The sequence below is a fragment of the Wolbachia endosymbiont of Spodoptera picta genome, assembly GCF_018141665.1.
Classification (GTDB): domain Bacteria; phylum Pseudomonadota; class Alphaproteobacteria; order Rickettsiales; family Anaplasmataceae; genus Wolbachia.
Map to the genome: position 1 here is coordinate 800,378 of NZ_CP067976.1, position 16,749 is coordinate 817,126.

The 16,749-nt window shown below is 33.3% G+C and carries 14 protein-coding genes and 2 pseudogenes; 3 read left to right on the forward strand and 13 right to left on the reverse strand.

Annotated elements, in window-relative coordinates; translation table 11 throughout:
• Positions 1–46 precede the first annotated feature (46 nt).
• The 5 genes from JKF54_RS03505 to JKF54_RS03525 form a co-directional block, all read right to left on the reverse strand.
• The gene (locus JKF54_RS03505; RefSeq protein ID WP_211907566.1) at positions 47–1,522 is read right to left on the reverse strand and encodes an N-acetylmuramoyl-L-alanine amidase; all 1,476 of its coding nucleotides are present in this window, start codon (positions 1,520–1,522) and stop codon (positions 47–49) included.
• Between the two features lie 75 nt (positions 1,523–1,597).
• Positions 1,598–2,425: an EndoU domain-containing protein gene (locus JKF54_RS03510; RefSeq protein ID WP_211907567.1), complete on the reverse strand. Its 828-nt coding sequence runs from the start codon at positions 2,423–2,425 to the stop codon at positions 1,598–1,600.
• Between the two features lie 55 nt (positions 2,426–2,480).
• Positions 2,481–3,668, reverse strand: coding sequence for a phosphoglycerate kinase (locus JKF54_RS03515; RefSeq protein WP_211908744.1), 1,188 nt, complete (start codon positions 3,666–3,668; stop codon positions 2,481–2,483).
• Positions 3,669–3,747: 79 nt separating this feature from the next.
• Positions 3,748–5,025 (reverse strand): serine hydroxymethyltransferase, encoded by a 1,278-nt coding sequence (glyA, locus tag JKF54_RS03520; protein WP_211907568.1) that lies wholly within the window; start codon positions 5,023–5,025, stop codon positions 3,748–3,750.
• A complete protein-coding gene (locus JKF54_RS03525) occupies positions 4,997–6,232 on the reverse strand; it encodes an MFS transporter (protein WP_211907569.1) in 1,236 nt (411 codons plus the stop codon). The genes glyA and JKF54_RS03525 overlap by 29 nt, the downstream gene beginning before the upstream one ends.
• A gap of 388 nt (positions 6,233–6,620) precedes the next feature.
• Here JKF54_RS03525 and JKF54_RS03530 point away from each other — a divergent pair, with 388 nt between their 5' ends.
• Positions 6,621–7,133 (forward strand): hypothetical protein, encoded by a 513-nt coding sequence (locus JKF54_RS03530; protein WP_211907570.1) that lies wholly within the window; start codon positions 6,621–6,623, stop codon positions 7,131–7,133.
• A gap of 16 nt (positions 7,134–7,149) precedes the next feature.
• Here the strand turns inward: JKF54_RS03530 and JKF54_RS03535 are convergent, their stop codons facing one another.
• The 3 genes from JKF54_RS03535 to hemE form a co-directional block, all read right to left on the reverse strand.
• Entirely contained in the window at positions 7,150–7,467 is a 318-nt protein-coding gene (locus tag JKF54_RS03535; RefSeq protein WP_211907571.1) for a DMT family transporter, read from the reverse strand.
• Between the two features lie 48 nt (positions 7,468–7,515).
• Positions 7,516–8,709 (reverse strand): pyridoxal phosphate-dependent aminotransferase, encoded by a 1,194-nt coding sequence (locus JKF54_RS03540; protein ID WP_211907572.1) that lies wholly within the window; start codon positions 8,707–8,709, stop codon positions 7,516–7,518.
• A gap of 402 nt (positions 8,710–9,111) precedes the next feature.
• Positions 9,112–10,128 (reverse strand): uroporphyrinogen decarboxylase, encoded by a 1,017-nt coding sequence (hemE, locus tag JKF54_RS03545; protein WP_211907573.1) that lies wholly within the window; start codon positions 10,126–10,128, stop codon positions 9,112–9,114.
• A 403-nt stretch (positions 10,129–10,531) separates the two neighbouring features.
• Between hemE and JKF54_RS03550 the strand changes: the two genes are divergently transcribed.
• The gene (locus JKF54_RS03550) at positions 10,532–11,350 is read left to right on the forward strand and encodes a transporter associated domain-containing protein (RefSeq protein ID WP_211907574.1); all 819 of its coding nucleotides are present in this window, start codon (positions 10,532–10,534) and stop codon (positions 11,348–11,350) included.
• 235 nt (positions 11,351–11,585) lie between these two features.
• Here JKF54_RS03550 and JKF54_RS03555 read toward each other — a convergent pair whose 3' ends face one another.
• The gene (locus tag JKF54_RS03555) at positions 11,586–12,914 is read right to left on the reverse strand and encodes an IS4 family transposase (protein WP_211907575.1); all 1,329 of its coding nucleotides are present in this window, start codon (positions 12,912–12,914) and stop codon (positions 11,586–11,588) included.
• 133 nt (positions 12,915–13,047) lie between these two features.
• Positions 13,048–13,585 (reverse strand): annotated as a pseudogene (locus tag JKF54_RS03560) (transposase); the annotation flags it as partial.
• 219 nt (positions 13,586–13,804) lie between these two features.
• On the opposite strand from JKF54_RS03560, the gene JKF54_RS03565 reads away from it, so the two are divergent.
• Entirely contained in the window at positions 13,805–14,827 is a 1,023-nt protein-coding gene (locus tag JKF54_RS03565) for an IS110 family RNA-guided transposase (protein ID WP_070357039.1), read from the forward strand.
• Positions 14,828–15,057: 230 nt separating this feature from the next.
• Here JKF54_RS03565 and JKF54_RS03570 read toward each other — a convergent pair.
• From JKF54_RS03570 to JKF54_RS03580, 3 genes and pseudogenes are all read right to left on the reverse strand, one after another.
• A pseudogene (locus JKF54_RS03570) lies at positions 15,058–15,727 on the reverse strand (transposase); the annotation flags it as partial.
• Between the two features lie 245 nt (positions 15,728–15,972).
• Positions 15,973–16,428, reverse strand: a complete 456-nt coding sequence (gene mlaD, locus JKF54_RS03575) for an outer membrane lipid asymmetry maintenance protein MlaD (RefSeq protein ID WP_211907576.1) — start codon at positions 16,426–16,428, stop codon at positions 15,973–15,975.
• A 2-nt stretch (positions 16,429–16,430) separates the two neighbouring features.
• Positions 16,431–16,736 carry an NADH-ubiquinone oxidoreductase subunit NDUFA12 family protein gene (locus JKF54_RS03580; RefSeq protein WP_211907577.1) on the reverse strand — a complete coding sequence of 102 codons (306 nt, stop codon included), beginning with the start codon at positions 16,734–16,736 and terminating at the stop codon, positions 16,431–16,433.
• Positions 16,737–16,749 lie beyond the last annotated feature (13 nt).

Genomic DNA, 16,749 nt, shown 5'->3' on the forward strand with positions numbered 1-16,749 from the left:
GTCCTTTATTTTTCTCTGCCCATGCATCTGGTCATTGTAATACTCATTAGACTTCTTTCTTCGCCTTTTCTAAATATTCCAACACAGTTTCATGTAGCGCAGTCCAAGACATTTGCTTTTCCATATTCGGTATAAATTTTTGTTTCCAAGTGTCCTTAAATTCTTGAAACCACTGCTTCTCAAAATTTTGGAAATTAGATAAAACTTGCGACCTAAACTCATTAATCAAATTCGAGACTTCTATAGCCTTTTCAGGGCTTATAGACTTAAAAGATAATATTTCATTCTTTAAAACATCTAGCTTTTCAAATGAATTAAGTCTAAATGGAATATAAAGTGAAGATCTTATATTGTATCTTAGATAAGAGTCATAATATAGCTTAATCTTGTACATGAGCATAGCAAATGCATCAGAAGAAATATTATTTTCATATTCTGCAAGAGAAGATAATAAATGCTTATAATCCTCTTCATTCAAAAATGGTGGCTTTAAGCTTAATTTAGTTTTATCACTTAAAGATAAGAATTCACTAAAAATAAGATTACTATACTTAACTAAAAATTCAGGCAAAATATCTTCTTGTTCTAATTTTAGAGGCAAGTCTTTTCTAATCTCTTTCGGCAAGTAGTGCATTGAAAACTGATTGATAACCCACGCAAAATTTTCATCAAACTCATTTGAGTAATTAGCATTATTGTCAGGAAAAATCATATTACCTTCCCTATCATTCCAAGGCAGTATTTTATAAAAAAAACCGTTTAACCTTTTTTTTAATTTCAAAATATTTTCACTCTTATCGCCTACCTTATACAAAACCTCATTTACTTTTTGTTCTGCGTCTTGAGGACTGATTCTATCACCTATATGCAATCCGATACCACTTTTCTCTAATAACTCCCAATCAAATAACTTATGTGGATCAGGCTTACGCATTGCGTAACCTTCAATTGCTGAGTTGTACACTATAGTGCCTATCTCAGCGTGACTAAATATCATATCTTTTCTAATCTTAAAGCGCTTAATGAGGTACAAAATCAGATCTTTGACAGATTTCATTTGCTCTTCTGGAAAAGGCTCAAGCCCTGTGTTTACAATCTCTATACCTATAGAATAATCATTCAGTTTTCGTAGCTCTTCAACCACATTATCTACTTGAACTTTCGCATAACTTATACCAGCATGCCATGCTCGTTTTTCAAGTGGAACCATCAGAGTAATGCTACCATCTCTATCAACAATAAGCTGTACTGATATCCCTGAAGAATTTAATGCGTATTTTGTACTTTTTAATGTTGGTGATTCAGTATGGTGCACCACCACCATCAACACTTTTTTGCCTTCTCTATCATCATAATTTAAACTCGGTGCAGGATCTAAAAATATTGGATTTTTTAATGATGTTTTCAAATCTTGAAAATCGTTCTCAATATCACTTAAACAAGATTGTTGTCCATATACAAGAGGCGCTACAAGCAGCAACAGAAATAAAACAGACAAACATTTTTTTACTATAAGTTTCATGTAGCTCTACAAATTGCCCTCAATATAACTAAATTAGCATAATACACATAAAATGTTTACTTTTTTTTCAGCCAATCAATACTTGCTACAGCTACAATTAATACTCTTATCATTACATTTTGGTGTTAAGTCAGGATAGAATGTGAGTATAGCGTCTTTCTTTCTCACAAACACTGATTGATAATTGTCATCTTCCATTTTATACAGACACATTCCATCTTTTCCCAGCTCCTTAAACGCCTTAGTCGCAGAAACTAAAATATCATCAGCATGAAGGTTATACGCGTACCCACTTGGGCACTTAACTTTCACTTCTCCATCCTTACCTAGATATTTCATTCCAAATGTGTAAACAGGTGGCTTAATATCTAATTTATTGCACAGAGATTCATTATCCCAAATCGCACCCGCCCACTTATTTTCTTGAGCCTCAACATATCTACCTACAAAATGCATACCACCAAGCCCCAATCTATCTGGTTCACCACAAAAAATATGCCCAAACCCTATAGTTTCTTTTTCAGTTCCGCTATTTGTAAACCAAATCTTAGTCAATTCATCTTTAAACAACCCCAAGTCTGCACTAGGTGTAATCACCTGATGATCAAGCTTATCGTATATCTTTTTCACCACTTCTTGATGCTGCGGACAATCAAGCAAAATTCTGAAATCTTCTTCATCAGGCTGTGTTCCCCAATCTCCACAAACCCTTAATATTCCTCTGTCAAAGTTAGTCAGCTCCGGAAGTAGTGGAATATAGTCTGGATCTGAAGAATCTGTTTTGAAGAATGGCTCAAATTTAATTTGTGAATTTGTATTGTTGAAGTAATGCTCCTTAATGTAAAAAACAAATCCTATTACTGGTATTATTAAGCATAAGATTAATTTAGCTACTTTCGACATAACCACAACACAACGTATAAAAAAGCTAAGGTACAAGCAACAGCTTAAAAAAGTTTTAATTAGATGTTAATCGCAGTCCCGGCATTTTATCACCACTGAGCCAACTTAAAAATGCTCCCCCACCAGTTGAAATATATGTAAAATCTTTATCAGTAAGACCTGCAGCATTTACTGCAGATAGGCTATCTCCTCCTCCTATTACACTGGTTAATTTTCCTTCGTGTGTCAAATTACTTACTACTCTCATCACCTCTACTGTACCATTTGCAAAAGCTGAATGTTCAAAAACACCAATAGGTCCGTTCCACAGCAGAGTTTTACTGCTTGCTATTATACCGCTTATTGTGCTTAAAGTTTGAGGTCCGATATCTAAAATTATATCACCGTCCAAAATGGATTCAGTTTTTCTTAAAACGCCAGTGCTATAATCAGAATTTACTGCAACCAAAACATCTTCTGGCGCAACTATTTTGCAATTGTTTTTATTTGCCGTCTTAACAATATCGTGCAGAAGATCATCAACGCCATTTTGAAAAAAAGACTTGCCTATATTAACTTTATTAAATAACAAAAAATTATTAGCAATTGCGCCGCCCAGAATAAGGTAATCAACCTTTTCTGCTAGTTTTATAAGCATTTTTATTTTAGTGGATATTTTAGCTCCACCAACTATCGCAGTAATAGGTTTAGCATCAAACGATATGGCTTGCTCAAGATATTTTAGCTCATCTTGCAAGCAAAATCCTGAATAAGAAGGTAAAAATTCCGTAATACGTGAAATAGAAGCGTGAGCTCTATGAGAGCAAGAAAATGCATCATTTACATATATATCTGCTAGAGATGCTAATTGTTTAGCAAAATTTGAGTCATTCTGCTCTTCTTCTTTATAAAACCTCAGATTCTCTAGTAATATTATATCTCCTCCATCCATCGCATTTATTACTCTTTGTACTCTCTCACCAATACAATCATCAATAAATTTCACTTCTTTGCTTAGCAGCTGCGATAAAGCTTCAGCTACGTTTTTTAGCGATAAGTTACTGTCTTTGGCTTTTGGACGCCCAAAATGTGAGATAATAATAACTTTTGCACCCGCATTTGCCAAATATTGAATGGTAGGTAGCGCTCTTAAAATACGAGTGGCATCACAAATTCTTTCATTTTTTATAGGAACATTGAAGTCAACCCTGAGCAGAACATTTTTATTGTGAAAATCACAACTCTCTATGCTAAGTACATTTATCATAAAATTAAAGAGCTATAAAATCACTATACAATAGTTTAATCCAAAGTAAAGAAAGGAAATTTGAATGCCAAATAAATTAATAAATAGGAAAATTACTACAAATCTTTTCAACTTTATTTTTTACTGCTCTTTCAATATCAGGACTATTTCCATTGATCAATCCCTGAATTATTTCATTTATTAGATCAGCTATCTCTTTAAAATCTTCTCTCTCAAGTCCACGCGTTGTCTCAGCAGCGGTACCAAAACGTAGCCCTGAAGTAATGGTTGGCTTTTCCGTGTCAAATGGCACAGAGTTTTTATTGCAGGTAATGCCAGCTCTCTCAAGGCTATTTACAACGTCTTTTCCCGTCAACTTCTGTGATCTTAAATCAACTAGCACAATATGAGAGTCAGTGCCACCAGTTATAATGTTTATTCCATGTTTTTGCAGCGCTTGAGCTAACACTTTTGCATTTTCTACAACTTTTTTACTATAAGTTTTAAACTCTGGCGTTAATGCCTCCTTAAATGCAACAGCTTTTGCAGCTATCACATGCATAAGCGGCCCACCTTGCAACCCTGGAAAAACCGCAGACCTAATTTTTTTATGTAATGCTTCATCATTTGTCATTACCACTCCGCCACGAGGACCACGTAGAGTTTTGTGAGTTGTAGAAGTCATAACATGCGCATATTCAGCAGGTGATGGGTAACAACCTGCAGCAATAAGTCCTGAATAGTGAGCAATATCTGCAAGCAGATATGCACCAACTTTATTCGCAATTTTGCGAAAGCGCTCGAAATCTATTTCTCTTGGATAAGCAGAAGCACCAGCAATGATTAGCTTCGGTTTATTCTCCAGCGCTAGCTTTTCTACCTCGTCCATATCGAGTAGATAAGTATCTCTATTAACTGTATACTGAATCGACTTAAACCATTTACCAGAAAGGTTTGGTGCTGCACCATGAGTTAAATGTCCACCACAATTTAGTGACAATCCAAGTATAGTATCGCCCGGAGTAAGCAGCGAAGCAAACACTGCTTGATTTGCCTGAGAACCAGAATGAGGTTGAACATTTGCAAATTTAACACCAAACAGCTTACAGAGCCTCTCCATAGCTAGACTTTCAATTTCATCCACATACTCACAACCACAATAATATCTCTTACCAGAATAACCTTCTGCATATTTATTAGTCAGAAAAGAACCTTGTGCTTCCATCACTGCTTTACTCGCAAAATTTTCTGATGCAATCAGTTGCAACTGTGATTTTTGTCGCCGCAGTTCTTTCTCTATAGATTGATAAACTTCATCATCAAAAGACTTCAGACTACTTTTAGAGTCACAAATTCTTTCTGAAACACTTGTCATAAGAACTTTTCTTTAACCATATAAATCCAAAAACAGCTAAAAGCAAACATATAGGAATAATTGATATTGCTTTTACTAGTAATTCAGTACCATACACAGGATTTCCTTGTACTACCATTTCATTCCAACATAAATCTATTATTTTTGCAATTCCTGTATGAAAAAAATAGCCAAAAACCATAACTATCATGTTTGATATGGCTGTGGCCAAGCCTACCAAGTTATTGTTCACATAACTTATTGCTTTGTAAATAGTAATTACCTGATAACCAGATGCAAAGCCGATAACAAGAAGTGCAGGTAGTGCAATATATAAACCTCCAGCTTGTATAAAAAGCAAGATAAAGCTAGCAATCATTGCAAAAGAACAGGCAATAATTGCCTCGTAATGTTTGTCTGGGTATTTTTCCAGTAAATAAGCTAAAAAGAATGATCCAGCTCCCATACCTATAAACATAAGGGAAGAAAGCGAAGATGCCAGATCCCCGGTCATTTGATATGCTTCACATAAGAACGCTTTTGCCCAACCATCAGCAAAACCTTCTAATGGTCCAACCATTAAGCCACCAAAAAAGCTGATTAGAATGATATGTTTATTGAAAAGTACAGTCTTTAAATCTTGAAGTATGTTGTCATTTCTACTCTCCTCTATGTTACTTTTTGGCGTTATTAAAAGCAACAACAGAGCAAGCAAACAACCAAACGCTGAGAAAGTATATATAACATAACTCCAACCAAATTTATTGAGCAAAAAGTCTAGAGGTAATCCACCATAAATAGCTCCCAGTAACCCTATTATTATAGATAAACTAGCCATCCTTGCTGATTTTTCTTGTGAGAAATACATACTTGCAATTTTAAAGAGCCCAACTGCCGAAGCAGATGACCCAACTCCGACAATCATTCTACCAAGTATTGAGTAATACCACTCATCAAAGCATATTAGTGGTAATGTCCCAGCAAACGTTAAGACAATACACACAGGCAAAACAAACTTTGGCCCAAATCTATCAAGGGCAAGACCAACAGGTATGTGAGCAAGCGTATAGCCTATATAATATAGCCCACCAAATTGACCAATATCTGTAATACTTATGTTAAATTTCGTTATTAATTCAGGCGCGATTATATTTGGAATTACACGTAATATATACTGGTATGCATAAAATAGTGATGCTAGCAACCATATGAAAAAGTTTCTCTTCAATGCTAATATTACCTAAAAAACAGGATTATATGTATTTTATCAGCAAGGAGCAACACTTTTGTAGATAGCTACTCTAATCCGAGTATCTTTCTTAAAAGAGACCTTTTAGCATATCTATAACTGGTTCATGGATAAGGTATATGAAAAAAATTATACCACAGATGATAAGGATTTTTATAATTTTACCCTTGTTCATCTTAAGCTTTATTTTTTTTATTATAAGTTTTAGTTTTGTTACAAAGTTCATTTTATTTACGCTTTCATTTCGTGATACCGATTATACTTTAAATAATATAATTTTCAATGAAATCCAGTATCAGAAACGCTGCAGTTAACTAAATATTAACCTTTTTGTGTGTAAAATATAATATAAAAGCAAGGTGAGTGAATGAACATAGGTACAATATACAATACGCTACAAAACTACATAACAAAATACATTGAACAAACATTTACCGCACACACAGGCAATAGATACGACAAGTTATACAGGGAACTTTTAAGTAGCGCAGAAGAAATAATAAAACTTACTGTAAACGAAGCAAAACAATATGATAAAAGCCTAGAAGAACTACATAACAATTCAATATTTCACGATAAGAAATTTATTCAAGCTGTTGCTAAACACCAGATATTAGAATTTCTGAATACTCATCCAAAGAAGAAAGAAATCGTTGCAGAATTTAAAAATGAACATCATATCAACGAAAGCGATTTAAAAATTTTAAAGGAAGGAAAAGATTTAGTGAATAAAATAAACAACATTAACTTAATCCAACAAAATGAGAAAAATGAAATATTGAACATTAGAAAGGTACTTTCTAAATCAATAGGAATGCCCTCTTCGAGAACTGAAAAATCCAAAGCAACTTTAGTAGAAAGTCCTGAGATGGTAAAATAGACGTACTTAACTTTTCCTAATTGGAAAATACTTTTAATCCTATGATACCCAGCACTACCAAAGCAAGGGAAAATAAACGCCCCAAATTTACTGGGTCATTAAAAAACATTATTCCTATTATCGCTGCACCTATAGAGCCTATACCAGTCCAAACTGCATAAGATGTTCCAAGAGGAATAGACTTCATTGCTAACGATAGCCAGTAAAGACTCACAGAACCGCTAACTAAAATAATTACTACAGGTATAACACGAGTAAAGCCATTGCTATATTTCAGTGCTGTGGTCCATATTATTTCAACCAAACCAGCTAATAGCAAATACACCCAAGCCATAAATCAACCCTATCTTACTGAAATATTATATATAGGAATATTAAAAAGTTAACTTAGCATTTCGCATGCTTTAGTAATACTATCACATCCAATTTCTAATTGTTCCTGAGAGGTTGCATAAGAAATTCTGATAAAATTTTTCAGACCAAATGCAATTCCTGGAACAACAGCAACTAAATGATCTTCTAATAAATATTCGGCAAAATCAAGATCACTATTTATTACTTTACCACTTTTCGTACTCTTACCCAATAAACTTTCACATGAGACAAACAAATAGAATGCACCTTGTGGAATAGATGCTGACAAGCCTGAAGCAGAATTTAGCTTTTTTACTACAAAATCTCTACGGTCCCTAAAGATTTTTGTTCTTTCTTTCAAAAAACTATGATCACCGTTTAACGCTTCAACTGCTGCTGCTTGTGCTATTGAATTTGGGTTAGAAGTACTTTGAGACTGCAGTGTAGAAATAGCTTTTACTATATCACTCCTACCTGCAATATAACCTATTCTCCAGCCAGTCATTGCATAGGCTTTTGATACTCCATTGACCACAAAAACTCTATCATAAAGTTTTGGCTCAATCTTAGCAATGGTAAAAAACTTTTCGTCGTATATTATGTGCTCATAAATATCATCTGTAACAACATTCACATGTGGATGTTTAAGCAATACTCTCGCTATGCTTTTCAATTCATCATATGTATAGACAATTCCTGCTGGATTGTTCGGTGAATTAAGAATTAACCATTTAGTTTTCTCAGTTATATTGCTTTCCAGTAACTCCGGTGTAAGCTTAAAGTTTTGTTTGCACTCTACAATAACTGGCAGTCCGCCAAAAAGATTTACCATATCAACATACGAAACCCAATAAGGAGCTGGTATTATAGCCTCATCTCCAGAGTCAATTGTTGCCATAAATAAGTTGAATAACACCTGCTTAGCGCCTGCGCCGACACAAATTTGGTTCAGTGTATATTCTAGATTGTTATCCCTTTTTAACTTATTGATTATCGCCTCTTTAAGCTCATGAGTTCCATCAACAACAGTATATTTAGTTTTACCTTCATTTATCGATTGAATAGCTGCCTTTTTTATATGATCTGGAGTGTCAAAATCCGGCTCTCCCGCAGCTAAAACGCAAATTTTCTTTCCTTCGCTTTTTAATCTGTTTGCCTTATCGGTCACAGCAATTGTAGGCGACGGTTTTATCAGAGACATCCTCTTTGCAAGGTCTGACATAATCTCACTAAAGTTAAATAAAAATGATAAACTCTACACAACAAAAAAGCTAGAAGTTTTATTATTTTACATAAAGGTTGGTATTTTTGTATTCTTAAATATAGATATTAAAAAGCTTAATAAATTGAAAAAGGCAAATAAACCCCTGTATAGCGAGTTTTAATAATGTAAATTGATAATGTGCTAACAAGCGTGTTTTGGCTGAAGTAGAAAAAATTTAAAAAACATGCAGCCGCTATAATTTTATGTAATTTGCCAATAAGTATCTGAGTTTTTTACTGAATTTTGTCGTTGAGCCCAAAAACAAGGATGAATACTCTTATCGTTATAGTAAGGAAGAGAATGAGGTTTGTCAAGTAAGGTTTTCATTCCACCCTCATAAAGGCTTTTCATACAAGAGTTTTAGTAGTTTCTTACTAGGTCCACTAATTCAGCAATATTTTCAACCGGAGTATCAGGAAGCACTCCATGTCCAAGATTAAATATAAAAGGTAACCCTCTAAAACAATCTATTATACGCTTTGCTTCTTCAATTGCTTCTGACTTATTGTAGGCCAAAAGACTAGGATTAAGGTTCCCTTGCAGAGGAATTTTTAGATTTTCTTTCGCCCATTCTATTGGAACATTATAATCTATATTTACTGCAGATACGCCTGTTTGTTCGCAGTAATCTGTATAAAGATTTTCAGCAGAGCGCGGAAAACCTATTATTGGAAAATTGGGAAATCTACTCTTTATTGCCGAAACAATTTCCTTTGTTGGCTTGATGATGTATCTTTCAAATAGTTTTCCCTTCAATACACCAGCATTGCTGTCAAATAACTGAATAACATCTGCTCCAAACTCTATCTGTTTGATCAGATAAATAATTGTCGCTTCCGTTATTTTTTTTATTATTTCCTCTAGTGCCAATGGACAAAAATTTAGCACCTTGGAAAAAGTTTTACTACCACCGCCCTCTATGATGTATGAACCTACCGTCCACGGCCCTCCAGCAAAGCCTATAAGCGATTTTTCTTCTGGTAACTGGCTTCTTACTTCTTTTATAGCATTTAGGATTGGTAATGTCTTAGATTCAATTCCTTGTAGACTCTTCAATTCTTTAGCACTTTCTATAGGTCTTATTATTGGACCCACACCTCGAGTAAAATTTACATTACAACCTAAAATGTCAGCTATTATCAAAATATCAGAAAAAATTATCGCTGCATCCATGTCGAACCTTGTTATTGGTTGTAACGTTAACTCTGTTACCAAATTTGTGCTATAACATATCTCCATAAAATTATTCATGTTTTCCACTGCCTTCCGATACTCAGGAAGAGACCTACCAGCCTGACGCATTAACCAAATAGGGACTTTTTCATTTGACTCGTTCTGACTGATGATTCTTGCTATTTTTGCTTTACTTCTTTTCAATCTATTTTATCTACTTTTTATCTAAACTAAAGTATAACAGTAGTAGTAGTTCTATCAATAAATTGTTATTAACTTAAAATTCAGTAAAAATTAGTATTACTTAGCTTGTGGATAAATATGTTAATAACTTCTCTATACTATTGATTTTCCTTTATTATTTATGTGTATAAGTAAGATGTCTAGAATGTTAGTAATTTTCTTTTATGGAAAAAGCTTTACTATCATGGATTGTTATATAATTATGTATATGTCATTGAAAAAATTGTTGATCAATTGTTAGTATTTTATTTCAACAAATAATTCACAAATTAATTTGACATTATTCACATGCTTATTAAACATTTAATAACAGTTTTCTTGATAGACCTTATCTAAAGATATTTTCACCATTAAAGGGAATAAATTGAATAAGAAAAGAACTTTAGTAGAAAAAATAGCATACAGAATTTTTCTCTTTCTCTTCAACAAAACTTCTGTGTTAAAAAAATGTGCGACTGAGGCATTGATGGGTGATCTGTCAGGTCTTGACATACTTAATAGTCTATTAAAATTCCGTGATTGTAGTATCATGGATATAATGACTCCACGTAAGGAGATATGTGCAGTAGACATTGAATCGAGTAAGGATGAGGTAATAAAGAAGGTGAAAAACACTTACCATGCTAAGATACCAACTTATAAGAATAACTTTGACAACGTAATAGGCTTTTTTTACGTAAAAGATATCATTTTCAATAAGAATAAAGATTTTAATCTGAGAAATATTATACAAAATGTAATATTTGTCCCAGCCTCAATGAAAGCAACAAATCTTTTTGTTAGAATGAAATCTTCCAAGTCATATTTAGCTATTGTACTGGATGAATATGGTGGAACTGATGGTTTAATTTCGATAAATGATCTTATAGAAGAATTGATACCAAATATTGATAACGAGAATGAGGTAAATTCAGAACACACCATTACTGAATTATCTCAAAATAAGTTTGAAATATCGGCAAGGGCCCTTATAAAGGATATAGAGGAAAATCTAAAAATAGAGTTGTGTGACTCTGAAGAGCATTATGCCACACTTAGTGGTTTGGTTCTTTCAATTGCTGGTAAGGTACCTTCTGTAGATGAAGTTATAAGATATAAAAATGGTATAAAATTTATCATCAAGGATGCAAATGAACGATACATTAACAAAATAATACTAGACTTAAGTGATTACAAAAATTAAATTCAATATTTTTTAGTGAAAGGTACTTTATCTTGGAAGTAGGGGACATAGTAGCCAGATATGCAATTTAAACAATTTCTTAATATACAAAAGTTTGTAGTTCTATACGTTACTGTTTGATAATTAAGGTGGGAATAGTTTTATTGGTACAAAGTTATAAAAATTAGTTGTTTAAATATTTTTAGCGATCTGTAACTTTCAAAAAGGGAGTGTTCTATAAACCATACGCGTCAAGTTAAGGGAAAATGAGCAAATTTAGTGCACTCAAAGTTGATATTCTTGTTTTTCTATATTTGTCTTTTAAGGAGAATTTTGACCAGGTTGAGACGAGTTTTTTGAGGAAAATTTGTACCTTACTGACTACACAATTTAATGTTAAGAATAGCTCTCTAACTCGCCTTTTAAGCTCAATAAATGCCTTTGTTAGACTAAGTTCTGTACCCTTTTTTAGTTCTGTACAACCAACTATTCCATGAAATATAAGAATTGCGCACAATTTAGCGTATAGTTCACATAATACTCTGTATGGTTTTCCTTTAAGTTCGTCAAGCCTGATGTGATTCTTATACAATTTAAATAATAATTCAATCTGCCATCTTACTCGGTAAATTATTAATACCTGCTCAGCACTAATTTTATTTTCTGGAACGTTAGTTATGAATATCGACCAATCCAGCAATTTTTGATTCTTTTGAGAAGATGTATATCCATGTGATTTTGCTAACCTATTAGCCCTTCTTCTTCTAATTATAGACTGTTCTTCAGTTAATTTTTGACATATAATTCTCACTTTAATTTTTGTTTCTTTTCCTAACAGCACCTCATTTTCTAGAAACAATTTATCCTCTAAACATTCTAATAACTCTATTTTTTGATTTGTTTCTATACCATATATGTTGGTATCAGATTTATAACGACTTATAAAATAAGCTCCGGCTTCATTGATTTGTTTAAAAGAACTTGGCACAAAATAACCCAAATCAGATATTAGTAAATCATTGCTCGATATATTGCTTAAATGTCTTCTATACCCCTGATCTGACCTTATTCCCTCAGTTATATTAAGCTGCTCTAATGTCTGGGTTAGGTAGTCAAAAACTAATTGTAACTTTATTTCAGACTTAGTATTGCTTTCATAACCACTGTAGCTAGTACCATAACCTTTATATATATTTTCCATACCATTAGGTAGGCTGATATAGCTACTATCCAATAGCTTAACACTTCTAAATTGCTTCAAAATTCTGCAATCAACCTTTAAGCTATTTTTAAATAAAACTAAAGACTCATTATACATTCTTTTCATAAATTCTACTGCTTCCTTGGTAAATCTAAAGTCCAGACCTTGTTTTGTTATATTTATCGAGTCTTCATTCAATAATTGACAAATTGTCTCTATACTACAATTATCAACCCCTATATTACCCAAGACTATGGCTTTTACAAACGATGAGCCTTTTAGCTTCCTCTTTCTTTTTATGAATCCTGTTGTAGCTGAGATTTTATCTGCTTTTCCATTAAAAAATTCTTTGAGCTTTTTTGATATGCAAACTATTCTTTTCATTGTATAAGTTCTCCATTTTGTTTGTTAAATTTAGGAGAACTTATATCTTCTTTTTCTTTTCTTTACACCAACTTTACCTCACTTCTTCTTAACTTGACGCGTATGGTTAAATAAACTGTGTCAAACCGCATTTTTAATTCAACTCAATTTTTAACCTACAAGAAAAAAAGATATCAAGTTGAGACATAGTCAAAGCCCAATCATGTATAGGCATAGCCCATTTTTCTCCTACCTTTTTTATAGCACAATATACCTGTTCATATAAGGCATTTGTGCTAGTAAATGAGCCCTTAGTTTTAGTAAATTTTCTGATCTGTCTATGTAACCCTTAAATAGGATTTGTGGTATAAATTAATTTTCTTACAGGGCCGGAATATTTAAAATAACTAGACAGATTTTCTCAATTATTCTCCCAAAACTAAAGTATATTTTTCTCCCCATTTTTCCTCTAGCTTAAGCAAATAATTTTCGGTAATTTCTCTACTTGCAGCACGGTATATTTTTTTCAAATCATTCATGAAAATTTTCACATCTTTGCTCGATGCATATTTTAGTGAATTTCTTATCTGATGTACAATACATAGTTGTATTTCTGCTTTAGGAAATGCACTGTTTATTGTTTTAGGAAAGCTTTTTAGCCCATCTACACATACAATCAGGATATCTTCTTGTATCTTGTCAAAAGCATCTGATGTTTTAAGCTTAAGCATTAGGTGGAGAAGGGAAGAACTTTGAATATCTCCTTAGATATAAAATCTGTGTGGTAGACAAGAGTTCCCTTCTCAAAAGTATAGGCTGAACGGTATCGTAGAAAGACCTAAATGGTTATAATTCTGTATCCACAAGGTTAGCCTTACTTTTCATTTTAATAGTAACGTATGGAGTTATATATGATCAACAACTTTTTGGGTATAGACATATCAAAAGATCGCTTTGATGTTTCTCTTTCATTCATAAGCAACAAAGGAAAACGTGAAACCAGGAAAAGGAGTTTCAAGAATAATGATCATGGGTTTCAAGGTTTACTGAGCTTTCTACAAAAGCATAATGTAGAACAAGTAAAAGCCTGCATGGAAGCTACTGGTTGTTATAGTGAAGCCTTAGCTGAATTTCTACACAATACTGGACATTTTGTGAGTGTTGTTAATCCAGCTTGTATAAGATTTTATGCAAAAAGTAAGCTTATACGACAAAAGAATGATCAGACTGATGCAGAGATAATTGCCGATTATTGCCAAAGACAGGAACCTATTCGTTGGGCACCACCTTCTCCTGAGTTAAAGAAATTAAAGCATCTTTATCGTTGCTCGGCTGCGTTAAAAGATGAATTGACATTAGTAAATAACCACTTAGAAAAAAAAGAGAGACTGCCTAAAGAAGTTGCAAATGCTTGGGAAGACCTTGCAATGAACATAAAACAAAAAATAGAAAGAATAAAAAACTCCTTACGTGAACTATTAAATAAACACAAAGAATTGTTGGAAAATTTTCAACTTCTATTGACCATTCCAGGAATAGGAGAAGAATCAGCAGTAGCTATTTTGGCTGAAGTTCCTAACATAAAAGCTTTCAAGGATGCCAGGCAATTGGCAGCATATGCTGGAGCTATACCACGAAATATAACGTCAGGTACGTCTGTACATGCCAAGCCCAGATTAAGTAAATCCGGTTCACGAACATTATGTAAGGCAATGTACTTTCCTGCCATAGTAGCTAAGAATCATAATCCTACTATTATGACTTTTTGCAAAAGGTTAAAAGAGAAAGGCAAGCATAACATGGCCATTGTGGGAGCTGCAATGCGTAAGTTACTCCATATTGTTTTTGGTGTTTTAAGGTCAAAGAAGGCTTTTGATCCAGATCATATCAAAAACTACAGAGCTAGGAGTTTGGCTGAAAGTTTAGTGCTTTAAAAGCAAAAAACGCTCCAATTATGTAAAATAGTATCTTACACAAATTTTGTAACTGGTTAGTGAATATGTTGATAAGTAAATTAATTTTATACGTACAAAAAAGCGGAAATTTACTTATCAACATATTCACTAACTATAATCTGTGTACCGTTACACAAAATGTGAATTGGAAGTATTTTTTAATTTTATGATACAGCTTGAACAATTTTTGTAATTTTTTTGTTGACTTGCAAGACGGTATCTACTCCTTTCTCTTTTAAGTCATTTAACATCCCTAGCCAAAAGTTAGCTCCCTCACTTTCTGCTATATAAAAGCCTAAAACTTCTTTCCTTTCATTCTGCTAATATATTCTACATATATTTACTTACGCAATGCCCGTCTTCTTTGACCTTAAAAAACCATAAACACTATTGGATACACTGATTGCAGTGGACGACTAAGCCACTCATTGATTACAGGCAATAATTTATCAGTAATACTTGACATCTCTGCTACAGATATTTTATATCTCTTCTACATGCGACGCTATATCTCTATATACCATGCCACTGGCATATGTACTTAAAACCTTTGCTTCAAGTTCGGTTGTTTGCCTTTTTCTGACTACTTGTGGCTCAAAGCTTCCTTCCCTATCTCTTGGTGTCAATAACTCAAATGAACCTACACTTGTCCGTAAAGTATTTGAATTTCTTCAATTTCTTCGGTTATTTTCTTCGCTTTTAAGCCGACAAGTGATTTTTTATTTCACCTTCCAGAATCGCTTCCAGTAGCCTTTTTACAAACGGTGTTAATGCACCATCTCTTTCCGTCAATAGTCTTCCTTCTCGTATAGACGATAAGATATTTGTTTCTAATTCTTTATAGTCTACCAAACCGGTAGTTCTGTTTGCTTGACTCATTGTCAAACCTCCATTTTTTGTTTCTATTTTATTGTTGCTTCTCGGTTTGATACAGTTTATTTAACACTTCCCTAAGTACGTAAAAAAAAACACTCCTATACTGAAAGTACAAGCATTTATTGAGATTATTAGGAATGTAAAACCTAGCAGAAATCTTGATAATTCAAACGCTGAACAACTTCAAGCTATTGATAGAAAAATCCCTTAATTGTACATAGGCCAAGTTGGCTTATGTGTTCTTATTCTCACTTTGTAAACATGCCAATAATTTTATCCACTATTCCACCCATATTTGCTCCAGCTTGAGTATGTGCTATTTTACCACCGTGTGAAATTAATTTAGGATCTGCACCAGGTGATATATTAACAAATTTACTACCAACAACCCCACTGCTAGCGATTAGAGCTGAGCTATCAATTGGCAACTTTATGTCTCTGCTTATGCACATATCGATTCGTGCTATGTAGGTAGCTTTGTCGAGCGATACACCAGTTATGCTTCCGATTTCTACACCAGAGATCTTGACACTATCACCAACCCCTACACCGTTAGCATCAGTAAAAAGGCCATGTATTTTATAGCAATCCTTATAGTTTCTCTTTATGTAAGATAGCTTATTAATAGCGAAGAAGACAAGAAAAATAGTGAAAATTAATACAAATGATCCAGCAATTATTTCAAGTATATTTGACCTTCGCATCTTTAATTATTAGGATTCCAGCTTTCATAGTAGTTTTTCACCTTTTGATTTGGGTAGTATGCATCTTTTGTACCCGTTAAATTAGGAGTTTTTCTTGTATTATTATTAATTGGTACTGCATTATCAGTATAATGCAGCCATATATGCCATGCTGGAGGAATTGTTGTAGGCTCAGAAACATTACCATATATTACCCATCTTTTCCCTTTACTTGACTCATAGTAAGAATTTCCGTTTTCATCCCTACCTATAAGTTTACCTTTTCTCCTTAATAAGTTTGTTACTGAATTATAAATTTTAGATAACATAAAGGTATTAAAA